At 35.9% G+C, this 26,366-nt stretch carries 18 protein-coding genes; 13 read left to right on the top strand and 5 right to left on the bottom strand.

Annotation, left to right across the window (positions count from 1 at the left end; all coding sequences use genetic code 11):
• Positions 1–436: 436 nt before the first annotated feature.
• From lpdA to dnaJ, 9 genes are all read left to right on the top strand, one after another.
• On the top strand, positions 437–1,765 hold the full coding sequence (gene lpdA, locus ACTQZM_RS07250; RefSeq protein ID WP_441653348.1) for a dihydrolipoyl dehydrogenase: 1,329 nt from the start codon (positions 437–439) through the stop codon (positions 1,763–1,765).
• A gap of 28 nt (positions 1,766–1,793) precedes the next feature.
• Entirely contained in the window at positions 1,794–2,762 is a 969-nt protein-coding gene (locus tag ACTQZM_RS07245; protein WP_016251938.1) for a thiamine pyrophosphate-dependent dehydrogenase E1 component subunit alpha, read from the top strand.
• A 19-nt stretch (positions 2,763–2,781) separates the two neighbouring features.
• Complete coding sequence (locus tag ACTQZM_RS07240; protein ID WP_441653347.1) at positions 2,782–3,813, top strand: alpha-ketoacid dehydrogenase subunit beta; 1,032 nt, start codon at positions 2,782–2,784, stop codon at positions 3,811–3,813.
• Between the two features lie 14 nt (positions 3,814–3,827).
• Complete coding sequence (locus ACTQZM_RS07235; protein WP_248626136.1) at positions 3,828–5,027, top strand: dihydrolipoamide acetyltransferase family protein; 1,200 nt, start codon at positions 3,828–3,830, stop codon at positions 5,025–5,027.
• A 15-nt stretch (positions 5,028–5,042) separates the two neighbouring features.
• Positions 5,043–5,345, top strand: a complete 303-nt coding sequence (locus ACTQZM_RS07230) for a DUF6506 family protein (protein WP_248626138.1) — start codon at positions 5,043–5,045, stop codon at positions 5,343–5,345.
• Positions 5,346–5,488: 143 nt separating this feature from the next.
• Complete coding sequence (hrcA, locus tag ACTQZM_RS07225) at positions 5,489–6,529, top strand: HrcA family transcriptional regulator (protein WP_441653346.1); 1,041 nt, start codon at positions 5,489–5,491, stop codon at positions 6,527–6,529.
• A gap of 29 nt (positions 6,530–6,558) precedes the next feature.
• Positions 6,559–7,119 carry a nucleotide exchange factor GrpE gene (gene grpE, locus ACTQZM_RS07220; RefSeq protein WP_349277141.1) on the top strand — a complete coding sequence of 187 codons (561 nt, stop codon included), beginning with the start codon at positions 6,559–6,561 and terminating at the stop codon, positions 7,117–7,119.
• 28 nt (positions 7,120–7,147) lie between these two features.
• Positions 7,148–8,983 carry a molecular chaperone DnaK gene (dnaK, locus tag ACTQZM_RS07215; protein ID WP_248626142.1) on the top strand — a complete coding sequence of 612 codons (1,836 nt, stop codon included), beginning with the start codon at positions 7,148–7,150 and terminating at the stop codon, positions 8,981–8,983.
• A 102-nt stretch (positions 8,984–9,085) separates the two neighbouring features.
• Entirely contained in the window at positions 9,086–10,237 is a 1,152-nt protein-coding gene (dnaJ, locus tag ACTQZM_RS07210; protein ID WP_441653345.1) for a molecular chaperone DnaJ, read from the top strand.
• 58 nt (positions 10,238–10,295) lie between these two features.
• Here the strand turns inward: dnaJ and ACTQZM_RS07205 are convergent, their stop codons facing one another.
• Entirely contained in the window at positions 10,296–11,807 is a 1,512-nt protein-coding gene (locus tag ACTQZM_RS07205; protein ID WP_441653344.1) for a helix-turn-helix domain-containing protein, read from the bottom strand.
• Between the two features lie 580 nt (positions 11,808–12,387).
• On the opposite strand from ACTQZM_RS07205, the gene ppc reads away from it, so the two are divergent.
• Positions 12,388–15,081, top strand: a complete 2,694-nt coding sequence (gene ppc / locus ACTQZM_RS07200; RefSeq protein WP_441653343.1) for a phosphoenolpyruvate carboxylase — start codon at positions 12,388–12,390, stop codon at positions 15,079–15,081.
• A 46-nt stretch (positions 15,082–15,127) separates the two neighbouring features.
• On the opposite strand, the gene ACTQZM_RS07195 is transcribed toward ppc, so the two are convergent.
• The gene (locus ACTQZM_RS07195; protein ID WP_441653342.1) at positions 15,128–16,339 is read right to left on the bottom strand and encodes an ElyC/SanA/YdcF family protein; all 1,212 of its coding nucleotides are present in this window, start codon (positions 16,337–16,339) and stop codon (positions 15,128–15,130) included.
• A 156-nt stretch (positions 16,340–16,495) separates the two neighbouring features.
• Here ACTQZM_RS07195 and ACTQZM_RS07190 point away from each other — a divergent pair, with 156 nt between their 5' ends.
• Entirely contained in the window at positions 16,496–17,677 is a 1,182-nt protein-coding gene (locus ACTQZM_RS07190; RefSeq protein ID WP_441653341.1) for an MFS transporter, read from the top strand.
• A gap of 24 nt (positions 17,678–17,701) precedes the next feature.
• Here ACTQZM_RS07190 and ACTQZM_RS07185 read toward each other — a convergent pair whose 3' ends face one another.
• The 3 genes from ACTQZM_RS07185 to ACTQZM_RS07175 form a co-directional block, all read right to left on the bottom strand.
• A complete protein-coding gene (locus tag ACTQZM_RS07185; protein WP_441653340.1) occupies positions 17,702–18,223 on the bottom strand; it encodes a hypothetical protein in 522 nt (173 codons plus the stop codon).
• A 105-nt stretch (positions 18,224–18,328) separates the two neighbouring features.
• Complete coding sequence (locus tag ACTQZM_RS07180; RefSeq protein WP_113826900.1) at positions 18,329–19,066, bottom strand: amino acid ABC transporter ATP-binding protein; 738 nt, start codon at positions 19,064–19,066, stop codon at positions 18,329–18,331.
• A gap of 3 nt (positions 19,067–19,069) precedes the next feature.
• Positions 19,070–21,229: an amino acid ABC transporter substrate-binding protein/permease gene (locus ACTQZM_RS07175; RefSeq protein ID WP_441653339.1), complete on the bottom strand. Its 2,160-nt coding sequence runs from the start codon at positions 21,227–21,229 to the stop codon at positions 19,070–19,072.
• Positions 21,230–21,467: 238 nt separating this feature from the next.
• Here ACTQZM_RS07175 and uvrB point away from each other — a divergent pair, with 238 nt between their 5' ends.
• Entirely contained in the window at positions 21,468–23,459 is a 1,992-nt protein-coding gene (gene uvrB, locus ACTQZM_RS07170; protein ID WP_441653338.1) for an excinuclease ABC subunit UvrB, read from the top strand.
• A 17-nt stretch (positions 23,460–23,476) separates the two neighbouring features.
• On the top strand, positions 23,477–26,299 hold the full coding sequence (uvrA, locus tag ACTQZM_RS07165; RefSeq protein WP_441653337.1) for an excinuclease ABC subunit UvrA: 2,823 nt from the start codon (positions 23,477–23,479) through the stop codon (positions 26,297–26,299).
• Positions 26,300–26,366: the final 67 nt, after the last annotated feature.

Here is a 26,366-nt window from a genome sequence, read left to right as displayed (position 1 = left end):
ATGGTTTTGGTCGACTTAATTATAGAGGAAACAGATGTCTTTTTCTATTATTATGAGTATAAAAAAAGATATTTAGTGTTATCCTCCGTTTGAGTAACAACACTAAATATCATAGACCCTAAAAACAGGCGCGCTGTGTAGGTGCTCCTGTTTTTTGTCTATATAAAGTGATGGCTGAGAATCATTTTGATACAATTTGAGACATTTTGTATCAAAATGATGATACAAAATGAAAACGCTTAGAACCCGAACAAAACATTGTGAAAAATATACTTTAAAAAACGTTTATTTACCTATATTTCAGTATATACGACTTAAAATATTGTGAAAATGTAAGCGTTTAATAAAAGTTGGCGTGGTATTTGCTTATATTAAAGTGTAAAGAGAAGAAAGGGGTGTTGCGACATGCAAGTGTCAACTGAAAGGGGGATTTTAAATGACCAGTTATGATTTAGTCGTGATAGGCTCTGGACCTGGAGGCTATGTAGCGGCAGTCAAAGCAGCCCAAAATGGAAAGAAGACCGCAGTTATTGAACGAAACCAAATCGGTGGAACGTGCTTAAATGTAGGTTGTATTCCATCCAAATCTTATATCCAACATGCACATTGGGTACTAGCAGGCCAAGAAGCAGCAAAATTTGGATTTGCAAAACAAGAAGTAAGCTTTGAATTTCCAAAATTAGTTGCGAGAAAAGATCAAGTAGTAAAGAAATTACAAGGTGGCATTCACGGACTATTTAAATCAAATCGCGTAGACTATATCGAAGGCGAAGCAAGTTTTGAAAATGGCAAATTAATGGTGAATGGCAAGGAAATTGGTTATCAAGATTTACTATTAGCAACAGGTAGCTCACCTTTTGTGCCACCAATTAATGGCGTAGATCAAGCAGATTATCTTACAACCGATACTTTCTTCAAACAAACAGAATTTCCTAAAAAATTAACCATTATCGGTGGTGGGGTTATCGCAGTAGAATTAGCTTTTGCGATGCGTCCATTAGGTAGTGAAGTTACCTTGATTGAAGTCGCACCAGATATTTTATTAACCGAAGACGAAGAAGCGCGTAAAGTTGTTAAGTCTCAACTTCAAAAAATGGGTATTAAAATTTATACGCAAGCGAAAATTCAAGAAGTGAAAAAAGATGCAGTTGTTTTAGATGAAGTCGTTGTTCCATTTGAAAAATTATTAGTAGCAACTGGACGGCGAGCTGATTTAACACTTGCCAAACAGTTAGGACTTGAATTAGATGAACGTCAACGCTTTGTCAAAGTAGATCGCCATTATCAAACAAGCCAACCTCATGTTTATGCTATTGGTGATTTAGTAGGTGGTTATCAATTAGCACATGCAGCTAGTGCGGAAGGTTTATGTGCAGTGGCAGCAATTTGCGATAAAGATAAACATACACTTGACCAAACAAGTATTCCACGTTGTCTTTATACCCAACCGGAAGTCGCAAGTTTTGGTTTAAGTTTAGAACAAGCAAAAGAACGCTATGAAAATGTTCAAGTGAAGAAAATGGCCTTTGCAAGTAATGGTAAGGCAATTGCGAGTGAAGAAACAAATGGCTTTGTCAAAATTATTATTGAAGGTAAATATCAACAAATTCTAGGCGCAGTGATTGTTGGCGCTCATGCAACCGAAATGATTCATACAATCTTAGCAGTGAAAGAATCAGAAGGTACAATTGATGAAATCGCGCGAATGGTTTTTGCTCACCCAACCTTATCTGAAACCATTAGCGATGTGGCAAAAAGTTTTTAAATCATGAATAGATGAGGAGGAATTTTTCATGACTAAAATTAGCAAGGAAAAAGCAGAATGGATCTTAAAGAAAATGTACGATATCCGTCATTTTGAAGATGAAGTACACCGCATCTTTACTTCCGGTGAAATTCCTGGATTCGTACACTTATACGCTGGTGAAGAAGCAATTGCAACTGGTGTATGTGCACATTTAACTGATGCAGACTATATTACAAGTACGCACCGTGGTCATGGTCACTGTATTGCTAAAGGCTGTGATTTAGATGGCATGATGGCTGAAATTTATGGTAAAGAAACTGGTCTATGTAAAGGTAAAGGTGGTTCAATGCACATTGCCGACGTAGATAAAGGGATGCTTGGTGCCAACGGTATGGTAGGTGGGGGCTTTCCAATTGCAGTAGGTGCTGGTTTACGTAATAAATATCTAAAAACAGATAGTGTTGCTGTATGCTTCTTTGGTGATGGTGCTGCTAACGAAGGTACTTTCCACGAAGGAATTAACTTAGCTTCAATTTGGGATTTACCAGTAATTTTCGTTAATGAAAATAACCAGTTCGCTGAATCAACACCACAAACTTATTCTTCAGGTTCTAAGACAATTGCAGAACGTGCAGCAGCTTATGGTATTCCTGGTGAACGCGTCGATGGAAAAGATTTAGTTGCCGTTTACGAAGCAGCTGGTCGTGCAATTGAACGTGCACGTAAAGGCGAAGGACCTACTATCTTAGAATGCGTAACTTATCGTAATTATGGACACTTCGAAGGTGACGAACAAAAATATAAAGCTCCAAGTGGAGATGAAAAAGCCTTTGCAGATCGCGATTGTATTGAAGATTTCGCAAACTACTTGAAGAAAGAAAAAATCTTAACTGCAAAAGAAATTAAAGCTATCGAAGAACAATCAAATGAAGATATTGCTCATGCGATTAAATTTGCTCAAGATAGTCCAGTTCCACGTCCTGAAGCACTCTTTGAAGATGTTTACGTGAATTAATTGAAAGGAGTATTATATCATGACTAGAAGAATTACATTTATGAACGCCATCAATGAAGCATTAGAACAATCAATGGAAAAAGATGATCGCGTCATCTTACTTGGTGAAGATATCGCCGGTGGTGTGACTGTTAAACACTTAGAAGAAGAAAATGAAGATGCATGGGGCGGTGTATTCGGCGTAACCAAAGGCTTGATGCAAAAATTTGGTCGCGAACGTGTGATTGATACCCCTATTTCTGAAATGGGTTATATGGGTGCGGCTGTTGGGGCTGCTGCAACTGGATTACGCCCAGTACCCGAATTAATGTTCAACGACTTCTTAGGATTCTGTTTTGATACGATTTTAGCACAAGGTTCTAAGATGCGTTATATGTTCGGTGGTAAAGCAAAAATTCCTATGACGATTCGTACTTGTCATGGTGCTGGTGCAAGTGCTGCTGCGCAACACTCTGGTTCATACTATGGCATGTTTGGTTCAATTCCTGGTTTGAAAGTTGTTGTACCTTCAAATCCATATGATGCCAAAGGATTATTAAATGCTGCAATTGCTGACGATAATATTGTAGTATACTTTGAAGATAAAACTTTATATGGTTTAAAAGATGAAGTGCCAGAAGAATACTATACTGTAGAAATCGGTAAAGCTAAAGTAAAACGTGAAGGTACTGATTTAACGATTGTTACAATTGGTAAGATGCTTTATGTAGCTTTAGAAGTTGCTGAAAAATTAGAAAAAGAAGGCGTATCAGTTGAAGTCATTGACCTTGTAACTGTTGCCCCTTGGGATCAAGAAACAATTATTAACTCTGTGAAGAAAACAGGTCGCTTAATTGTTATTGATGAAGCAAATCCACACAATAATACAGCGACAGATATTGCAGCAGTTATCGGAAACAAAGCATTTGATTATCTAGATGGACCAATTAAATGCGTCACTGCTCCAAATACACCTGTTCCATTTGCAACAAATCTAGAACAATTATACTTACCAAATGCAAAACGCGTGATGGAAGAAGCCGAAGAAATTATTGACGACTTAAAGAAATAAGGGGGTGAGTGCGCATGGCAACAGAAGTATTAATGCCAAAATTAGGTTTGACAATGACAGAAGGAACCGTCGATCAATGGTTCAAAAATGAAGGGGATACCGTGGAAAAAGGAGAAGTCGTATGTACGATTAGTTCCGAAAAATTAACCCACGATGTAGAAGCACCTGAAGCTGGGGTTATCTCTAATTTGGTAGCTGTTGGACAAGAAGTACCATGTAAAGAACCAATTGCAGTAATTGGCGCAGCAGGCGAAGTTGTTCAATCAGCAGCACCAACACCTAAAGAAGAAACACCGGCTCCAGCAAAAGAAGAAAGTGCACCAAAAGTAGCTCCAGCACCAGAAGCTAAAGTTGCTCGTAGTGGTGATAGAATCTTTATTACACCACTTGCACGTAAAATCGCTGCAAGCAAAGGATATGATATTTCATTAATTAATGGTACTGGTGGTAATGGTCGTATTACACGTCGCGACGTAGAAATGTATCAACCACAAGTAGCTACTCAAGCATCAGCAGCACCTGCAAGCTATGGTGAAGGCTTGAAGGGTATGCGTAAGACGATTGCGCAACGTATGATGAATAGTTTACATCAAAGCGCACAACTTACCATTCATCAAAAAGCTGATATTACAAGTTTAATGGCCTTCAGAAAAGATTTGAAGGAAAAAGCCGATATTCCATTAAACGATGGACAAACAAGTATTACAACTTTATTATCAAGAGCTGTGATTCTTGCTTTGAAAGACAAACCAGCGATGAATGCTTGGTATGGCAATGGTCAATTAGAAGAAGTAGAAGCTGTTCATTTAGGTATGGCTGTTGCGCTAGATGATGGTTTAGTTGTACCAGTTGTTGAAGATGCCGATAAGATGACTTTAACAACTTTAGCTAAGACATTACAAGATCGTATCAGCAAAGCCCAAGATGGTACGTTATCTGGTGAACATTATGCTGGCTCAACCTTTACAATTACTAATATTGGTAAAACAGGTGTAGAATACTTCACACCAATCTTGAATACGCCTGAAGTTGGTATCTTAGGTGTAGGTACATTAATGAGCGAATTGGCTTTAGAAGATGGTCAAGTGGTTCAAAAACAAAAATTACCATTAAGTTTAACCTTTGATCATCAAGTAATCGATGGCGCTCCTGCAGCTGACTTCTTAGCTCGTGTCATCTTCTACTTAGAACATCCATATGCACTTGTATTATAAGATGAGGTGATTGAAATGAAACTGAATGCAGCGTTTATCTTTTTAGCGCCCAATGCAGACTATAAAAGTAATCGCAGTGTGGTCCAAACAGAAGCGGTTGATTTAACAACTGTTGGTGCTAAAGATTATGCCGATGCTGTTTTAGCTGCCAAAGATTTAGTAGCGAATGGTGTCAATGCAATTGAATTATGTGGCGGTTTTGGTATCGAAGGGGTAGCTCAAGTGAAGAAAGCTGTTGGACCTGAAGTTGCAATCGGTGTGGTTCGTTTTGATAATCATCCTGGATTAGAGTTCAAGAGCGGCGATGAGTTGTTCTAAATCTTAAGAAATGTTAAAATTAGCACTCTTTAATCGAGAGTGCTAATTTTTTTAGTTCTTTTTCTTGACAATTACTAGAAGTGTGATATATTTATAATTGTATTAGCACTTAAGAACATAGAGTGCTAATAAGGGGTGAGACAATGTTAACACAAAGACAAAAAGATATACTACGATTGATCATCCAGAATTACACAAAAAACAATCAGCCTGTTGGTTCTAAAAAGTTAATGAATGACGGCATAGATGCTAGTTCAGCCACCATTCGAAATGAGATGAAAAGTTTAGAAGAACATGGATTATTAGCAAAGACCCATTCTTCTTCTGGACGTATTCCTTCGATTGCTGGTTATCGCTATTATGTAGATTATTTATTAAAACCGACTACCGTTGATGAACAAGAACGACTGAAGATTCGTCAAGGTTTCAGAAGAGAGTTTCATGAGATTAATGAAATCATTCAAGAGTCTGCGGATATCTTATCTGAGTTAACCAGTTATACGGCTTTTTCATTAGGGCCTGATGTGAAAACACGAAAATTAACTGGTTTTCGTATGGTTCCGCTAAACAATCATCAAGTTGTAGCCATTTTAGTAACTGACAAAGGAAATGTTCAAAGTCGTATTTTTTCGATTCCCTACAGTATTCAAAGTAGTGATTTAGAAAAAATGGTTCAAATTATTAATGATCGCCTGGTCGGAGAAGACTTATTAACCGTTTATCATCGATTACGTACCGAGATTCCGATGACTTTGCATAAGTATTATCAGAGCACAGAAGGAATTTTGGGCTTGTTCGACGGCATGTTGAATCAACTTTTTGAAGAGAAAGTTTATGTTAGCGGTCGAATGAATCTATTAAACTACGAACCTACGCAAGACTTACAGCATTTCAAACTCATGTATGATTTGATGAGTGATACGGATGGTTTAAATCAGTTAATTACGCCATCTGATCAATCCATTCAAATTAGGATTGGTTCAGAAATAGGTCATGATTTATTTCAAAATATGAGTTTAATTCAAGCTACTTATCAAATTGACGGTCATGGTCAAGGTACAATTGCTTTACTTGGACCAAGCAGTATGCAGTACTCTAAAATGTTTGGATTACTCGATACTTTCCGCCAAGAGTTAAGTGAAAAATTAGGTGAGTATTATCGGTCATTGGATCAATACCGATAGTAAATATACACAGAAAGGACGAATGTCAATTGTCTGAAAAGGAGAAAAAGACGGAAGAACTTGAACAAGAGACTGTTGAAGTGGAAGAAACATTAGAAACGTCTGCAGATACAGATGAAGAAGTTCAAGAAGAAGTCAAAAGTGATGTAGAAGTCCTCCAAGAAAAATTAGAGGAAATGGAAGACAAATTTTTACGTGCTTCAGCGGAAATTGCAAATATCACTAACCGCAATCGTAATGAACGAGAGCAATTACAAAAATATCGTTCACAAGATTTAGGTAAAAAATTATTAACTTCACTTGATAATTTAGAGCGTGCGATGGCAATTGAAGTAAGCGATGAGCAAGGGGCTAGCTTGAAAAAAGGAATTGAAATGGTGCTTGAAAGTATGCGCCATGCCTTTAAAGAAGAAGGTATTGAAGAGATACCTGCAGAAGGGGTTACTTTTGATCCAACTTTACATCAAGCAGTTCAAACCATTCCCGCGAGTGATGAATTTCCAGCTGATTCAATTGTACAAGTCCTGCAAAAAGGCTATAAATTGCATGATCGCGTGTTACGACCAAGTATGGTTGTTGTCGCTCAATAAAATAGATTAGTTAAAGGAGATTTTTAATATGAGTAAAATTATTGGTATTGACTTAGGTACAACAAACTCTGCTGTTGCTGTCTTAGAAGGCGGCGAGGCAAAAATTATTACAAACCCAGAAGGAAATCGTACAACACCATCTGTGGTTTCATTTAAAAATGGCGAAATCCAAGTAGGGGAAGTAGCAAAACGTCAAGCAGTTACGAACCCAAACACTATTTCATCTATTAAACGTCATATGGGTGAAGCAGGATATAAAGTAGATGTGGAAGGTAAACAATACACACCACAAGAAATTTCTGCAATGATTTTACAATATATCAAAGGTTTTGCAGAAGATTATCTAGGAGAAAAAGTTGAAAAAGCAGTTATCACAGTACCAGCTTACTTCAACGATGCACAACGTCAAGCAACGAAAGACGCTGGTAAAATTGCTGGTTTAGAAGTAGAACGTATTGTCAATGAACCAACTGCAGCAGCTTTAGCTTATGGTTTGGATAAGACTGACAAAGATGAAAAAATCTTAGTATTCGACCTTGGTGGTGGTACATTTGACGTATCTATCCTTGAATTAGGTGACGGTGTATTTGATGTATTATCAACAGCCGGCGATAACCATCTAGGTGGGGATGATTTTGATAACAAGATTATCGATTACTTAGTTGCTGAATTCAAGAAAGAAAATGGCATTGATCTTTCAACAGATAAAATGGCATTACAACGTCTAAAAGATGCAGCTGAAAAAGCGAAGAAAGACTTATCAGGTGTAACAAGTACTCAAATTAGTTTACCATTCATCACTGCAAGCCAATCAGGTCCATTACACTTAGAAATGACATTAACTCGTGCGAAATTTGACGAATTAACTGTTGATTTAGTTGAACGTACAAAAATTCCAGTACGTCAAGCTTTAAAAGATGCTGGTTTAAGTCAATCAGAAATCGACGAAGTTATCTTAGTTGGTGGTTCAACTCGTATTCCTGCAGTTGTTGAAGCAGTACGTAAAGAAACTGGTAAAGAACCAAATAAATCAGTAAACCCTGATGAAGTAGTTGCCATGGGTGCTGCTATCCAAGGTGGGGTAATCACTGGTGATGTGAAAGATATCGTATTACTAGACGTAACTCCATTATCATTAGGTATTGAAACAATGGGTGGTGTATTTACAAAATTAATCGACCGTAATACAACAATCCCAACAAGTAAATCACAAGTCTTCTCAACAGCTGCTGATAACCAACCTGCTGTAGACATTCATGTTTTACAAGGTGAACGTCCAATGGCTGCTGATAACAAGACATTAGGAAGATTCCAATTAACGGATATTCCACCTGCACCTCGTGGTATTCCTCAAATCGAAGTAACATTTGATATCGACAAGAACGGTATTGTAAATGTTTCTGCTAAAGATTTAGGAACTCAAAAAGAACAAAAGATTACCATTAAATCTTCTTCAGGTTTATCAGATGAAGAAATCGAACGTATGGTGAAAGATGCTGAAGCGAATGCCGAAGCGGATAAAGCACGTAAAGAAGAAGCGGATTTACGTAACGATGTAGATACTTTATTATTCACTGTAGATAAGACATTGAAAGAATTAGAAGGTAAAGTAGATGCAGACGAAGTGAAGAAAGCTGAAACTGCACGTGATGAATTAAAAGCAGCCGTAGAAGCAAACAACATTGAAGAAATGAAAGCAAAACGTGATGCTTTAAATGAAATCGTACAAAACTTAACGGTTAAATTATACGAACAAGCGGCTCAAGCTCAACAAGCTGCCCAACAACAAGATCCAAATGCAGCACAAGGTAGCGCAGACGATGTCGTAGATGCTGACTTTGAAGAAGTAGACGACGACAAATAATCGTAAACAAAAAGAGTGTGGCAGCTTTGTCACACTCTTTGTTTACTGATAGCAACTAGTTATGATAAAATACTAGGGAAATTGATTTTTGGAGGTAAGCTAATGGCTGATAAAAGAGATTATTATGAAGTACTTGGTGTATCTAAAAGTGCTTCTGATGATGAAATAAAAAAGGCTTATCGTAAGCTATCAAAGAAGTATCACCCAGATATTAATAAAGCGCCCGATGCTGAAGAAAAGTTTAAAGAAATCTCTGAAGCATATGAAGTTTTAAGCGATAGTCAAAAACGTGCTGCCTATGATCAATATGGTCATGCTGCAAATGATCCTAATTTTGGAGCTGGCGGATTCAGCGGAGGTTTTGGTGGCTTCGGTGGCGGCGCTGGTTTTGGAGGATTTGAAGATATTTTTGAGTCCTTCTTTAGCGGCGGTGCATCACGAAGCAACCCAAATGCACCTAGACAAGGTTCGGATTTACAATATGTCATTAATCTAGGCTTTGAAGAAGCAATTTTTGGCGTAGAAAAGAGTATTAAATATAATCGTGATGAATTATGTCATACATGTGGTGGTAGTGGAGCAAAACCAGGCACACATCCACAAACATGTAGCAAATGTCATGGTTCTGGTGTTATTAATGTCGAACGTCAAACACCACTTGGTCGTGTAATGACGCGCAGTGCTTGTGATCAATGTAATGGTACAGGTAAGACGATTAGTGATCCATGTACAACTTGTCACGGTACAGGACGCGAAAAACATAGTCACACTGTGAAAGTAAATGTGCCTGCAGGTGTGGAAGATGGTCAACAAATGCGCTTAGCAAATCAAGGGGAAGCTGGCTATAATGGTGGCCCTTATGGTGATTTATACGTCGTCTTTAGAGTTGAACAAAGCGATATCTTTGATCGAGATGGTGCAGAAATTTATTACGAATTACCACTTAACTTTGTGCAAGCAGCTTTGGGTGATGAAATTAACGTACCAACTGTTCATGGTGAAGTGAAATTAAAGGTACCAGCTGGAACACAAACTGGGACAAACTTCAGACTTCGTGGTAAAGGAGCACCAAGATTGCGTGGCGGCGGAAATGGTGACCAACACGTTAAAGTGAAAATCATTACACCGAAAAACTTAAATGAAGAACAAAAAGCTGCTTTACGTCAGTTCGCTCAAGCAAGTGGGCATAAAGTGACTGAACAACAAGGTGAGGGTTTCTTTGATAAAATGAAGGATGCCTTTAAGAAAAAATAAATAAATATAATGGAAAAACGGTTTACCTGACCAAAGTAGATTGGGTAAACCGTCTTTTTTAATTTAATAATGCTAGAAATGATTGATTGTTGAATTGTTTAAAAAGTTGAATCAGTTGTTCTTGATAGGTAGGTAAATAGTCGATGGCAAGCTTTAAGATATGTGAGCTAGCAGGTATTTTTGTTTCGTCGATAAAATTTGCAAATTTTGGATGTATTAAAACAATAGTATTTTTCTTTTGATATAATTTATTAATATCTTCAGCGTTAATCATAAATACTTTGGGATTTAATTTATAATGATTAAAAGTAGTTGTTAATTTTAACGAGATACTTTCAAATTCACTAATTGTATTTGTTACAATCATGATATCAATTTCAGGAATAAAAAGTTGATAAGTAACTTCTATTTGATTGGTTAAAAAATAGATTTGTTCATTAGTAAAAAAATAGGAAATATTATTTGTTGTTTGCCAAGAATCAATAATTCGTTGCACTTGATTAAAGAGCACTTTTTGGGTAGGACTTAAAGTATTGTATATGAACGGATTACTGTTGGGAAGCAAAGGGTGTAAATTTAAAATAAATTTTTTATAAAAATAAACAATTGCGACTCGGAAATTTCTAGTAAAAATAACCTCTTTACCTAAGCGTAATTTTTGTGAAAAATGTTGTAAAAGACTCTTAATTTTTTGATTTGTGAAGACTACTTGATGTAGAGCTTTAATATCTTCGTTTCCCCATTGGTCTGAAAAAAGAAAATTATTGGTTGTGCAATAACATAAAAAGATATAGTCTAATTCAGTTTGATTAAAATACGTATTTAAAGATTTTTCCAAATTTAGATGTACAAAATCAAGCAAGCGTTGGTAAATAAAGAGTTTTTTTAGTGCTGTTAAATCTTCCCATTCCTTTATTTCTATTGTATTTTCTCGTCTAACCCAAGTTAAAACTAGCAATATCTCGAAAAACAAAAAATCATCCGTAGTTGTTTCTAATAACTTGGGTAGAATAGAATGATTGGATGAGAGGATAAATTGATGTGCAATCTGTATATCTTTTTGAGAGATGGGCTGATAATTAATGCCGTATTGTGAATATAGCATAGCGATAAAGAAACGAATTCTATATTCAGGACCGGCAATTTGATGTTTATATGTTTTTAAACCAATCTGTTTTAAATATTTTTCAGCTTTTTTCTTAATTCGATAAGCGTTTGCAATTGAATGGTAATTTTTTTCTATAAATGAACTAAATGGTAATTGATTATGATTATTGATTAAAAATTCAAAATATTTCAAAATGACGGATTCACCATAAATCACATGTAATATTTCAAGATAATTCACATATTTAGAGAGAGTAAGCTTTACATATCTGTTCTTTTGAAATTGAATTACCGCTTTTCCTTGAAGTAATTGATTTAATTCTGTTATTAAGTCTTTTAAGTATACGTCACTAATATTTAAGTAGGTCACCATTTTATCTAAATGAATGATATTGTTACTAAATAAAATCATAAAAATTAATATCTTGTTTCGGACTTTATTTTCTAATAAGTTGTCGAGCATATTTCTTTCCCCTTTCAAAATTGCCTAAACTATCCACTTTCCATTAAATTTTCATAGGTACTTATAATTTTAGCAGATATTATGAAAAAATCACTAAAAATTTTTTATCAAAAAACTATTTAAATTATGAAAATATTTGAGAATTTATTTTAATACCAAGTATTCTAGCAAATTTAGGCTGTTTAAGTAAGCGGAATGGATATCAATTTATTTTATTTTGAATAATATTTTTTTCATATAAATTGATAAAATCAGAAAAAAGTGAAAATTCCATACTTTAAGTAATCGCCTGTGTCAAGTAAAAACTAATTGATTAGTGGTGACTTTCCCTTTTCTTAAGTTAATCATTTTGAAACTATAAGAGAGTTTTACTGCAAATATTAAGAAGTGAATGATAAGCAGTCGAAGAATAGTTGTCCTATCAAAAAATCGAATATTCTTAGACTGAAAATCATGAAAAAACATAAAAACACGAAAATTTTTCAAGAAAATTGCAAAATTAGAAGATTCTCATATTTACATTTTCTGAAAATAAGGTATGATATCTTTGTAACAAAGAAAGCTTATTAGGGGGTATAATGTGCGAGTGAAATTAGAAAATAGTAATAATAAAGAGGTCATTCAAGAAGAAGTAGCCATATTAACGACTTTATTAGCTGAGACAACCAAGAAGATGATTGGAGAAGAAGAGTTTACTTTGATTGAAGACTTAACCAATTTATCAGTTCAAAAAGATTATCGTCAATTGGAAGAAAAGATTGCTGGTATATCTAATGAAAAGATGGAAGTTATCTCTCGCTATTTCTCTGTCTTACCATTGCTTATCAATATTTCTGAAGATGTTGATTTAGCTTATCAAGTGAACTATTTAAATAATACTAATCAAGAATATGTGGGAAAATTATCAGATACCATCAATCAAGTTGCAGCATCTTCACAAGCACGTGAAATTTTGCAAAATTTAAATGTGGTACCAGTATTAACAGCACATCCAACCCAAGTTCAGCGCAAGACCATGCTTGGTTTAACCCAACAAATTCATGTGTTACTAAGAAAGCACCGCGATGTGAAATTAGGCTTAATCAACAAAGAAAAATGGTATGATGATTTAAGACGTCATATTGAATTGATTATGCAAACGGATATGATTCGCGAAAAGAAATTAAAAGTTAGAAATGAAATTACCAATGTCACTGAGTATTATGATCGTTCTTTGATTACGGCAATTAGTAATTTAGTGAATGAGTATAAGACATTAGCTGCCAAAAAAGGAATTCAGTTGAACCAGCCTACGCCAATTACGATGGGCATGTGGATTGGTGGCGACCGTGACGGCAATCCTTATGTGACTGCGGATACTTTACAGATTTCTGCAACTACCCAAGGCGAGGTCATTTTTAATTATTATATTAAAAAAATTCAAGAACTTTACTTTGCATTTTCTATTTCTACGGCTCAAGCGCAAGTCAGTGAAGAGGTTGTTTTAATGGCTGAAGCATCAAAGGATCAGTCTGTATTCCGTGAAAAAGAATTGTACCGCAAAGCATTTAGTTATATTGAAGAACGTTTGAGAAATACTTTGGCTTATGTGGTGGAAGATCAAGATTTGCAACCTAGATATAACCGAGTAAGTGAATTCCAAAACGATTTACAAAAAATCCAAAATTCATTATTGCAAAATCATGGTGAAGCACTTTTAAAAGGTGATTTTAATGAATTGGTTCAAGCCACTGAAATTTTTGGATTCTATTTAGCGAGTATTGATATGCGTCAAGATTCTAGTGTCTTAGAAGCTTGTGTGGCTGAATTGCTCAAAAGTGCCAACATTGAAGAAGACTATTCCGCATTAGATGAAGAAGCTAAAATCGCTGTACTCTTGAAGGAATTAGAAGAAGACCCACGAATTTTATCAGCTACAAATGTTGAGAAATCAGAGACCTTAACAAAAGAATTAGCAATCTTTAAAATGGCTCGTAAATTAAAAGATAAAATGGGCGAAGAAATCATTAAGCAACATATTATTTCTCATTCTGAAAGTGTTTCAGACTTATTGGAATTGGCAATCATGTTAAAAGAAGTGGGGTTGATTGATCGTCAAGCTGCTCGTGTGCAAATCGTGCCATTATTTGAAACAATTGAAGACTTAGATAAATCTGAACCAATTATGCGCCAATATTTAACGATGCCAATTGTAAAACGTTGGTTAGCCTCTAAGAAGAATTATCAAGAAATCATGCTTGGCTATTCAGATAGTAATAAAGATGGCGGCTACCTTGCATCAGGTTGGACATTATATAAAGCGCAAAATGAATTAAAAGATTTAGGCGAAGAGCTAGGTGTCAAGATTACTTTCTTCCATGGACGTGGGGGAACGGTTGGACGTGGGGGTGGTTCAAGCTATGATGCGATTACTTCTCAACCTTTTGATTCAATTAAAGATAGAATTCGTGTAACTGAACAAGGCGAAGTGATTGGGAATAAGTACGGTAATAAAGATGCCGCTTACTATAATCTAGAAATGCTGATTTCATCGACTTTAGGACGTATGGTCACTCAACGCGTCACTGATACTGATCTTTTGGCGGAATTTAGACAGTTGATGGATGGCATTGCGGAAAAGAGTTATCATTTCTATCGTCAATTAGTTTTTGATCATCCAGGATTTTATGATTATTTCTTTGCGGCGAGTCCGATTAAAGAAGTATCAAGTTTAAATATCGGCTCACGACCAGCCGCACGTAAAACCATTACTGAAATTGGGGGATTACGAGCGATTCCATGGGTCTTTTCATGGTCACAAAACCGTGTGATGTTACCGGGGTGGTATGGTGTAGGTTCAAGTTTCAAAGACTTTATTGATCAAGCACCAGGTAATTTAGAGATTTTACAACGAATGTATCAAACTTGGCCATTCTTTCATTCTTTACTTTCAAATGTGGATATGGTCTTATCCAAATCAAATATGTATATTGCTCATCAATATGCCCAATTATGTGAAACGGCAGAATCAAAGGAAGTTTATGACTTGCTGTTAAAAGAATGGAAGTTAACCAAAGAAGTGATTTTGGCTATTGAAGAACAAGAGGAATTATTGGCGGATAACCCATATTTACGTTCAAGCTTAGATTATCGTTTACCTTACTTCAATGTATTAAATTATGTTCAAATTGAATTAATCAAACGACTAAGAAGTGGCAAACATAGTGAAAATACTGAAAAATTAATTCATATTACGATTAATGGGATTGCAACAGGCTTACGTAATTCTGGTTGATGATTCAAAAAAGAAGTTGCTAACACTTTTGCTAGCAACTTCTTTTTTATTGATGGAAATGAATATATAAATCTACCAACCAAATAAATAGATAAAATGCACTAATAATACCACAAATAATCATGTGGCGTCGTTTGTTCATCATGACAATAGCAGCGAATTCTCTCAGTAAAGCATTTGGTAGAAAGTAGCGTGCCGTATGAGCGCCTAAGCCTTGTGCAGTTAGGCCAACTTGTTCGGCGAAAATTCCTGCCCGAAAAATATGATAATTATTAGAAAAGAAAACGACGCGATAAGGTTTAATAAGACGGTTATCCATTAATTGTTTACTGAACCGCATATTTTCTAAAGTGGTGGTTGATTGATCTTCAAGTAAAATATCTTCTTCATTTATTCCTTGTTCTAAAGCATAATTTTTCATTGCTTGTGCTTCTGAAATTTTTTCATCAGGCCCTTGACCACCAGACATGATAAATTTTGCTTGATGATTTGTCTTAGCTTTTTGTAAGTGGAAAAATTCGATTGCTCGATTAATACGTTGAGCAAGTAATGGGGTCACTCGTTCACCATTAATCAAACCTGCACCAAGCACAATAAGATAATCTTGGTTAAGTTTTGGACGTAAAAATTGGTAAATCCAAACACAGATTAAAAAATTGAGTAAAACAAACATGAAGTATCCGGTTATCACGGTAGGTAAGGCTAAGAAACTTAATAGCCAATGTGGTAAATGGTCTCTAAAAATTTGTAAGAATAAGTATAAAATTAGTCCGATTGCACAGATAAAGGTAAGCATATTGGCTAAACTGCGCGATTCTTTTTTAAAGACAACATAACTATTCCACAGTAGAAAAATGATTAAGCCGTAAATGCCGAATGCAACGAGTAAGATAAAGATAATCAGGAATAACCCCAAGACGCCAAAAGGAATGAGAGATTTTGCGGTAATCCCGATAAGAGTTAAGTATCCAGCAAAAACAAGCCAAAATAACATAAATAACCAACCATTGATTAGTCTAGCGGGGCGTTTATGAAACTGCCAATAAAATAAAGCAAAAAAACTAGTTGGAATTAAGAACCAAACACTGTGATTGATGATTTCTAAAAATAGACAATATGGAAGTAGAAAACCTAGCGATAAATAAATGATTTTGAGCAGTTTTTGATTTTGTTTTTTTCTAAATAAATTAATTGCATAACCAAAAGCGGTGACAAAATAGATAATACTCACGATAATATCAAGGGTTGTTAGATTCATTTTTTCACTCCTAATTCATAACTTTCTACATTATAACAAAACTAAATGAAGTTGCAAGATTACAAGCTTTACAAACTTTTCATAGTCGCTGACAAAGAATGTACAATCCTCTATTATTAAATTGATAGTCATTTCTATTAGGAAAGAAGGTACAAGATGAAACAAATATATAAACGAAATTTACCTTTATTGGGTATCACTGAATTTTTCAGTTTTTTTGGTATTACTGCATTTTGGCTGTTGTTTTTAAGCCAGCAAGGGATGTCTTTATGGCAAATTGGTATTCTGGAAAGTCTTTTTCATTTAACCAGCTTACTATCTGAAGTCCCATCAGGCGTACTAGCAGATCGCTTTACTTATCGACGTAATCTCTTCCTTGGGCGATTCGTTACGATTATTTCGGCCTTATTTATGATTTTTGGCAATGGTAATTTTTTTCTTTATGCTTTGGGAATGATTTTTAGTGCATGGGGCTATAACTTTGATTCTGGCACAAGTCAGGCACTTTTATATGAAACAGCCAAAGAACTTAAGCAAGAATCAAGATATCTAACGTTCATAAGCTATCTTAATGGTATCTCAGAAGCCACTCGTACGTTAGGGATGGTTGTTGCCGGATTTTTAGTTCATGGTTGGCTCATTTATACCTATCATATTCAGATTGTTTGCTCTTTGTTGGGAATTCTTTGTATCTGGGGGATAAAAGAGCCTTCCATCAAAATGAAAAAAGAAGAAAGTCCGACTGTTTTGCAAATTATCCAGACAGTTTATCAGCTATTTAGAAAGCAAAATCGACTATTCTACCAAATGTTGATGGTTCAGGTTATGTTGACTTTGATTACGATGTATTATTTTTATTACCAATCTCAGTTACCTTACCTTCAGTCTTGGCAAATTAGTTTGATGATGCTTTTATCAAGCGGCTGTAATATTTTGGCTATCTACTTGGCAAATAAAATCGGTCAAAAAATCAAGACGCAGTTGGTTTTATGGAGTATATTAGGATGCTCAGGGGTGCTTTTCTTATTCACTATTTTGAATAATCATTTTGTATATGCTGTAATATTTCTAGTGTCAGATGCATTAGTCGTTCTTTTTTATCCGCTGTATGAAACTGAACTCCAAGCAGCCTTTGATTCTAAAGTGCGGGCAACCATGCTGAGTGTCTATGCCATGTTGGGAAGTTTTGCAATGATTATCTTATTTCCGTTCATGGGAGCGTTAATTGAACGTTTTGGTTTTATGTCTAGTTTCTTTGGTTTAGGAGTACTTCTCATTGCAATGAGTATCCTGTTTGTCTTGATACAAAAAAATAATAAACGCGAAGATTTTGAGTAAGTACTCGAAATCTTCGCGTATTTTTTATTCACTATAACTGAATTGAACATGTTTTACTTTAATATGATCTTTGGCTAAACTGTCTTTTAAATCCGTTTTAAAACTATAGGAAATCTCATCGAAACTACTAATGACAGACATCGTGGTGTAATCAGCTAAATTCACTTTAACGGTTTTTTCAAAGCTTTTAAATAGTTTGGTTTTCATTTGATCATTTAATTGATTCGTAAAAAGTTCATCAGTAGGAATCGGATGCATCAACAATAGGGGGGCCTCATTTTTATTGGTTGCTGTCAGCAATTCTTTTCTGGTTCCTTCTAAAGTAATGTAGGCACTAATATGGAAGAGATGATTATCTTTTGTTTCAGCCGCAGCATTAGGAATGACATAACTAAATGTGATTTTTTCTTGGTTGCTGGCATCAAGTAAGCGATGGTTCGAATACGAAATCATTGCGATTACACAAAAGACGATTAATAAAATACAACTTCCTACAAGCAAGATTCCTTTTTTAATATCTTTAAGGATTAAATCTTTATAATTCATGATAATTTCATAATTCCTTTCAATCATTTCGCTTTTTATTATAGCAAGTATTTCACTGAAAAGATAGTCAAAAAATAGCTGACCCGAATTGAGCCAGCTATAGGATTAAATATTTAAGACTTTATTTAAGAAATCTTTGGTACGTTCGTTTTGTGGATTTTCAAAAATTTGTTGCGGCGTGCCATCTTCTAGAATTTTCCCACCGTCAGTGAAAAGTACACGGTTAGCAACTTCTTTGGCAAATCCCATTTCATGTGTCACAATTACCATGGTCATTCCCTGTTTCGCTAAGTCTTTCATTACGTTTAATACATCACCAACCATTTCGGGATCGAGTGCTGAAGTTGGTTCATCAAACAACATGATATCAGGATTCATTGCAAGGGCACGGGCGATTGCGACACGTTGTTTTTGCCCACCAGAAAGATTATCTGGTTTCATATCTTTTTTATCAGCTAAACCAACCATATCAAGCAGACGGATTGCATTTTTTTCGGCCTCATCACGACTCGCTTTTTTCAAATCCATTGGTGCTAAAATTATATTTTCAAGGACAGTTAGGTGAGGGAAGAGATTAAAATGTTGGAATACCATCCCAATATGTTGACGGACCAAATTAATATCGGTATTTTTATCCATTAAATGGGCACCATCAATGACAATATCCCCGCTTGTTGGTTCCTCTAATTTATTCAAGCATCGTAAAAAGGTTGATTTACCAGATCCAGAAGGACCAATGATACAAACCACATCACCTTCTTTAATTGAAATGGAGATATCATTTAAGACAGTGTTATTACCATATTTTTTGACAAGGTTTTGGACAGAAATTTTTTCAGCCATGAATTATTTCACCTTCTTTTCTAATACTTTAGCAAATTTTGTTAGGGCTGTAATCACGATTAAGTACATGACAGCAATAATGAAGTAAACATCGGCACTTTGTAAAGTACGAGCAACGATAATCTTACCTGTTTGTAATAACTCTACCACACCAATTACTGAAATTAAGGTTGTATCTTTTAATGAAATGACAAATTGATTCACGAAAGAAGGTAACATAATCTTGATTGCTTGTGGTAAGATAATTTTTTGCATGGTTTTACTATATGGTAAACCTAAACTTCGAGCAGCTTCCATTTGACCTGTTGGCACGGCATTAATCCCACCACGCACAATTTCAGCAAGATAGGCACTTGCATTTAAGGTTAAGGTGATGATACCCGCTGTAAAGTCAGGAATCGTAAATCCGATTAATTGTGGTAAACCAAAGAAAATGAAGAAGGCTAAAACCATCATCGGAATACCACGAATGATATCAACATAAACAGAAGCAAAGACGCGTAAACCTTTGATATGTGAGACAGACATCAAACCAACAATTACCCCAAGAATCAATGCAAAAGCAAAAGATAATAATGCGAGTCCGATGGTTTTAAGTAAACCTGAAAGCAACACACCATAATTGTTTTTCAAAATACCAATAATGCCTTTTTCTGAAACTGAATCTCCCTTTTCTGCAGTAGTGGAGCCATCTTTAATATATTTATTAACAATCTGATCATATTTGCCAGTACGTTTCATTTCGGCTAAAGCTTCGTTAAACATTTCGATTAGTTCTGGATTTTGGCCTTTTTTCACAGCAAAACCATATTTACCACCCGTCACACGTTTAATTGGTGTTTGTAGTGCTTGTCCTTGGCTAATCGCATAACCAATTACTGGATAATCATCCATAATTGCATCCACCGCATTGACTTTTACTGCATCATAAAGTTGGTCAGCGGTATCAAATTGTTTCACGGTATAACCATATTCATCTTTATGATTCATGATATAATCAGCACTCTCAGTACCAACTTTCACGCCGACTTTTTTACCTTTTAAGTCTTTATAAGATTGAATCTTATCGTTGCCTTTTTTTACAGCTAATTGAATGCCACTTTCGAAATAAGGCGTAGAGAAGTCAAAACTTTTCTCACGTTCTGGTGTAATCGTCATACCAGCAATCATCGCATCTGCTTGATGATTTTCCACCGCTTGAACAGCAGCAGAAAAACCAATAAATTTCATTTCAATATTAAAACCTTGCATTTTTGCTGCTTCTTTTAATAAGTCCACATCAATACCTGTAAACTCATTATTGCTATCTTGAAATTCAAATGGTGCAAAGGCTGTATCACTTGCGATAACATATTTATCTTTTTTAGGGGTGACCTTTTTCATTTTATCACTTGCTGTATTTGAAGAAGAGGCAATATAACGATCAAGAATTGCTTGGTATTCACCGTTGTCTTTTAATTTTTTTAATCCGGCATTGAATTTCTTTAATAATTCTTGATTTTTTCCTTTTTTCACAGCAAATCCATAGGTACTACCTTTTTCAGGTTCGCCGACTAATTTCAAGTCTTCACCTTTAGTCACCGCATAACCAATAACTGGGTAGTCATCAAAAATAGCTTGTACGGTACCATTCTTTAAAGCGCCATAAACGCCATTAGCATCATCATATGTTTTAATGGTATAGCCATATTTCTTTTGATTTTTTTCAAGGAAGGTGGCACTTTCAGTTGAGACCTTTGCAGCTACTGTTTTGCCTTTTAAATCTTTATAACTCTTTATACTATTATCATCAGCTTTCACAGCCATTTGAATGCCACTTTCAAAATAAGGGTCGGAGAAATCAAAACTTTGCTTGCGTTCATCCGTGATACTCATACCAGCAATCATTCCTGCGACTTGGCCAGATTGTACTGCTTGAATGGAAGTGTCAAAACCAAGTGGGCGTAAATTTACTTGAAAGCCTTGATCTTTGGCAATCGCTTTTAATAAGTCAATATCAATACCTACATATTCTTTATCTTCATTTTGAAATTCAAATGGCGCAAAAGTAATATCCGTTCCAATTTCATAAGTTGTTTCATCTGCAGCAACAGTTGATTTGCCAATGACGAACAAACTAAAAAGTAGTGCAATGAAAGGAATGAGACTTAATCTATTTTTCATTAAATAATTCCTCCTAAAATTAAATTTTAAGAAAATTATATATCAATATTTTCATAAAATGCAAGAAAATAAGTGAAAATATAATAAAGATGAAGAATTGTCAGTGTTTCACTAATTATATTAAGTAACGTTGCAACCGGATACAAAAGTCGTTTGTGGTTTTTTTGAGCGAATTAGTTAGGGAAAGTATGTTCGGTGTGGTACAATAGACCTAGTTATAAAGAATCGAGGGTATAGTATGATTGAACGAACAACAGATAATCAATTTGAATTAGTCTCTAAATACCAACCAGCTGGGGATCAACCAACAGCAATTGAAGGCTTGGTTCAAGGAATTCAATCAGGAGTAAAAGAACAAATCTTATTAGGAGCTACAGGAACAGGGAAAACCTATACTGTTTCTCAGGTCATCCAAAGAGTAAATAAACCCACATTAGTAATTGCACATAATAAAACTTTAGCTGGCCAATTGTATGGCGAGTTTAAAGAATTTTTCCCTAATAATGCGGTGGAATATTTTGTTTCCTATTATGATTATTATCAACCAGAAGCTTATGTGCCGTCCAGTGATACCTATATTGAAAAAGATGCAAGTATTAATGATGAAATCGATAAGTTGCGACATAGTGCGACGAGTGCTTTGCTTGAGCGAAATGATGTGATTGTGGTGGCTTCTGTTTCTTGTATTTTTGGGTTAGGTTCACCTATGGAATACCAAAAACAAGTCGTTTCTATTCGTGTAGGCATGGAAATTAGCCGTGATGATCTCTTGCGTAATTTAATCGATATTCAATTTGAACGTAACGATATTGATTTTCAACGGGGTAGATTTCGGGTACGTGGTGATGTAGTTGAAATTTTCCCAGCTTCTCGTGATGAGCGAGCTTTGCGCATTGAGTTTTTTGGTGATGAAGTGGAGCGGATTAGAGAAATTGATGCTTTAACAGGAGAAGTGTTAGCTGAAACGGAGCATGTCTCAATCTTCCCAGCTACGCACTTCGTAACCAATGAACACACTTTAGATGAAGCGATTCGTGGAATTGAGGAAGAATTAGCTCAAAGATTAGCCGTACTTAGAGCGAATGATCAGCTATTAGAAGCCCAACGATTAGAACAAAGAACCAATTATGATATTGAAATGATGAAAGAGATGGGATATACCTCAGGAATTGAAAACTATTCACGACATATGGATGGCCGTAAAGAAGGGGAACCACCTTATACTTTACTTGATTTCTTTCCAGAAGATTATTTGCTTGTCATTGATGAATCACATGTGACAATGCCGCAAATTCGAGGGATGTATAATGGCGATAGAGCCCGCAAACAAATGTTGGTAGACTATGGATTTCGTCTCCCTTCAGCATTAGATAATCGTCCGCTAAGATTGGAAGAGTTTGAAACCCATGTCCATCAAATTATTTATATTTCGGCGACCCCTGGACCTTATGAAATGGGAAGAACAGATCATATTGTAGAGCAAATTATTCGACCAACTGGATTATTAGACCCGATGATTGAAGTGCGTCCGATTATGGGGCAAATTGATGATTTAGTGGGGGAAATCAATGAACGGATTGAAAAAGATGAACGTGTCTTTGTAACGACCTTGACTAAGAAAATGGCTGAAGACTTGACGGATTACTTGAAAGAATTAGGCATTAAAGTGAAGTATCTCCATAGTGATATTAAAACATTGGAACGTACAGAAATTATTCGCGATTTGCGTTTAGGTGAGTTTGATGTTTTGGTTGGGATTAACTTATTACGTGAAGGATTGGATGTTCCGGAAGTTTCTTTAGTGGCTATTTTAGATGCAGATAAAGAAGGTTTCTTACGCAGTGAACGGTCCTTGGTGCAAACAATTGGTCGTGCTGCAAGAAATGCTTCAGGCAAAGTAATTATGTATGCAGACAATAGGACTGAATCCATGCAAAAAGCGATTGACGAAACGATGCGCCGTCGCAGTATCCAAGAAGCGTACAATAAGGAACATCATATTGTACCAAAAACTATTAAAAAAGAAATTCGAGAATTGATTTCGATTACCAAAACGGCAAAAGTAGCTGAAGAGCCATTTGATTTTAAACATTATCAAGAATATAGTAAAGAAGAAAAAGAATTAATGTTAGCAAAACTAGAAAAAGAAATGAAGGATGCTGCTAAAGCCCTAGATTTTGAACGTGCAGCAACCCTAAGAGATACCATTCTAGAGCTAAAAAGTGAGTAATAAATAGGAGTTTTTTTATGGCAAATGATAAGATTGTGATTCATGGTGCCCGCGCGCATAATTTAAAAAATATCGACGTAACGATTCCGCGCGATCAGTTAGTCGTTGTAACTGGTTTGTCTGGATCTGGAAAAAGTTCGTTGGCATTTGATACTTTATACGCAGAAGGGCAAAGAAGATATGTGGAAAGTTTGAGCGCTTATGCTCGTCAATTTTTAGGTCAGATGGATAAACCAGATGTAGATAGTATTGACGGCTTATCACCAGCTATCTCGATTGACCAAAAAACAACAAGTAAAAATCCGCGTTCAACGGTTGGGACAGTGACTGAAATTAATGATTATTTACGATTGCTATATGCTAGATGCGGTCACCCCATTTGTCCCAATGATCATGTGGAAATTACGAGCCAGTCTGTAGAACAAATGGTTGATCAAGTTTTAGAATTACCCGAGCGTACAAAAATTCAGATATTATCGCCTGTTATTTATCAAAAGAAAGGGCAGCATAAAAAAGTTTTTGAACATATTCAAAAAGAAGGCTATGTGCGTGTTCGGGTAGACGGTGAAATTTATGATATAAGCGAAGTGCCCGAGTTAGAGAAGAATAAAAAGCATGACATTGCGATTGTGATTGACCGTATTATTATCAAAGAAGGGATTCGTTCACGTTTATTTGACTCGTTTGAAGCAGCTTTACGTTTGGCGGATGGTTATGCTGTGGTTGATGTGATTGGTCAAGATGAAATGCTCTTTAGTGAACACTATGCTTGTCCCTATTGTGGTTTTACTGTAGGGGAATTAGAGCCACGTCTGTTTTCATTCAATGCTCCCTTTGGTGCTTGTCCAGAGTGTGATGGTTTAGGTATTAAGTTGGCGGTTGATGAAGATTTAGTGATTCCAGACCGGAGCTTAACTTTAAGAGAAGGCGCATTGGTACCTTGGAATCCAATCAGTTCGCAATATTATCCCCAAATGCTTGAACAATTTTGTTTGAGTTTTGGTATTGATATGGATACACCATTTGAAAAACTAAGTAAAGAAGAGCAGCAGTTAATCTTACATGGCTCCAATGGCAAAACTTTCCATTTTCATTATGAGAATGATTTTGGGGGCGTTCGCGATGTGGAGGTGCCTTTTGAAGGAGTCTTAAATAATATCTATCGTCGTTATCATGAAACCAATAGTGATTTTACTCGTGATCAAATGCGCTTATACATGACAGAATTAACCTGTTCTCACTGTCACGGGTATCGATTGAATGAGCAAGCTTTAGCCGTTAAAGTCGGGGGCATTCATTTGGGCGAGTTGAGCGAAAAGTCAATTCAAGATGCTTTAGCTTTTCTTGAGCAATTAACTTTGACTGAGCAAGAAACAATGATTGCTAAGCCAATTTTAAAAGAGATAAAAGACCGTTTAACTTTTTTACAAAATGTGGGCTTAGGCTACTTAACCTTGAGTCGAGCTGCGGGGACTCTGTCTGGAGGAGAAGCACAACGGATTCGTCTAGCTACTCAAATCGGTTCGAACTTATCGGGTGTCCTTTATATTTTAGATGAACCTTCAATTGGTTTACATCAACGCGATAACGATCGTCTGCTTGATTCTTTAAGAAAAATGCGCGATTTAGGGAATACTTTAATCGTTGTCGAACATGATGAAGATACGATGCGAGCGGCAGATTACTTGATTGATATCGGTCCTGGTGCGGGTCAACATGGTGGTGAAGTCGTTGCATATGGTACCCCACAAGAAGTCAGCGAAAATCCGAATTCCTTAACGGGTCAGTATCTATCTGGTAAACGTAAAATTCCAGTGCCTAAGGAAAGAAGAAAAGGCAATGGTGAGAAGATTACGGTTGTAGGTGCTAGTGAAAATAATTTGCAAAATATTACGGTTGATTTTCCTTTGGCCACATTTACAGCTGTAACCGGTGTTTCTGGCTCAGGTAAATCTACATTAGTGAATGAAATTTTGAAAAAAGCCTTACAACAAAAAGTAAGTCGCGCTCATGCAAAACCTGGTAAACATAAGAAAATCACTGGTTATAAGTCAATTGAAAAAGTGATTGATATTGATCAAAGTCCCATTGGCCGTACCCCACGAAGTAATCCTGCAACTTATACGAGTGTCTTTGATGATATCCGTGATTTATTTGCCCAAACGAATGAAGCCAAAGTCCATGGTTACAAGAAGGGACGATTTAGTTTCAATGTGAAGGGTGGACGCTGTGAAGCATGTAAAGGTGATGGGATAATTAAGATTGAGATGCACTTTTTACCAGATGTTTATGTACCTTGCGAAGTCTGTCACGGTAAACGTTATAATTCTGAAACACTTGAAGTTCACTATAAAGGCAAGAATATTGCTGAAATATTAGAAATGACTGTCGAAGATGCTCTAGAGTTCTTTAAACACATCCCTAAAATCAAACGCAAACTACAAACTATTGTGGATGTTGGTTTAGGATATGTGACATTAGGCCAACCTGCTACTACACTCTCAGGTGGGGAAGCACAACGGATGAAACTCGCTTCTGAATTACATCGAAGTAGCAATGGCCGTAACTTCTATATTTTGGATGAACCAACAACGGGATTACACGCGGAAGATATCGCTCGTTTATTGAAAGTTTTACAGCGACTCGTTGATAATGGAAATACGGTATTGGTTATCGAGCATAATTTGGATGTCATTAAATGTGCTGACTACCTGATTGATTTAGGTCCAGAAGGTGGTGCAGGTGGTGGTACTATTTTGGCTACAGGAACACCTGAAGCAGTTGCCAAAGTACCTACAAGCTTTACAGGCCAATACTTACAAAAATTATTAAATAAATAATAATGAGAGACTTTTTTGTATAAAGTGAAAAGATAATTACGATTTTGTAAAAATATGATTGCTTTGC

The sequence above is a fragment of the Enterococcus cecorum genome (genome assembly GCF_052119425.1).
GTDB lineage: Bacteria > Bacillota > Bacilli > Lactobacillales > Enterococcaceae > Enterococcus_E > Enterococcus_E cecorum_C.
Note: the sequence above shows the minus strand (reverse complement) of the source record. Positions and strands in the feature narration are given on the sequence as shown.

Bases quoted from the DNA above. Each gene is read 5' to 3' on its own strand.
- lpdA (WP_441653348.1), top strand. From the start codon at position 437: ATGACCAGTTATGATTTAGTCGTGATAGGCTCTGGACCTGGAGGCTAT.
- ACTQZM_RS07245 (WP_016251938.1), top strand. From the start codon at position 1,794: ATGACTAAAATTAGCAAGGAAAAAGCAGAATGGATCTTAAAGAAAATG.
- ACTQZM_RS07240 (WP_441653347.1), top strand. From the start codon at position 2,782: ATGACTAGAAGAATTACATTTATGAACGCCATCAATGAAGCATTAGAA.
- ACTQZM_RS07235 (WP_248626136.1), top strand. From the start codon at position 3,828: ATGGCAACAGAAGTATTAATGCCAAAATTAGGTTTGACAATGACAGAA.
- ACTQZM_RS07230 (WP_248626138.1), top strand. From the start codon at position 5,043: ATGAAACTGAATGCAGCGTTTATCTTTTTAGCGCCCAATGCAGACTAT.
- hrcA (WP_441653346.1), top strand. From the start codon at position 5,489: ATGTTAACACAAAGACAAAAAGATATACTACGATTGATCATCCAGAAT.
- dnaK (WP_248626142.1), top strand. From the start codon at position 7,148: ATGAGTAAAATTATTGGTATTGACTTAGGTACAACAAACTCTGCTGTT.
- dnaJ (WP_441653345.1), top strand. From the start codon at position 9,086: ATGGCTGATAAAAGAGATTATTATGAAGTACTTGGTGTATCTAAAAGT.
- ACTQZM_RS07205 (WP_441653344.1), bottom strand. From the start codon at position 11,807: ATGCTCGACAACTTATTAGAAAATAAAGTCCGAAACAAGATATTAATT.
- ACTQZM_RS07195 (WP_441653342.1), bottom strand. From the start codon at position 16,339: ATGAATCTAACAACCCTTGATATTATCGTGAGTATTATCTATTTTGTC.
- ACTQZM_RS07190 (WP_441653341.1), top strand. From the start codon at position 16,496: ATGAAACAAATATATAAACGAAATTTACCTTTATTGGGTATCACTGAA.
- ACTQZM_RS07185 (WP_441653340.1), bottom strand. From the start codon at position 18,223: ATGAATTATAAAGATTTAATCCTTAAAGATATTAAAAAAGGAATCTTG.
- ACTQZM_RS07180 (WP_113826900.1), bottom strand. From the start codon at position 19,066: ATGGCTGAAAAAATTTCTGTCCAAAACCTTGTCAAAAAATATGGTAAT.
- ACTQZM_RS07175 (WP_441653339.1), bottom strand. From the start codon at position 21,229: ATGAAAAATAGATTAAGTCTCATTCCTTTCATTGCACTACTTTTTAGT.
- uvrB (WP_441653338.1), top strand. From the start codon at position 21,468: ATGATTGAACGAACAACAGATAATCAATTTGAATTAGTCTCTAAATAC.
- uvrA (WP_441653337.1), top strand. From the start codon at position 23,477: ATGGCAAATGATAAGATTGTGATTCATGGTGCCCGCGCGCATAATTTA.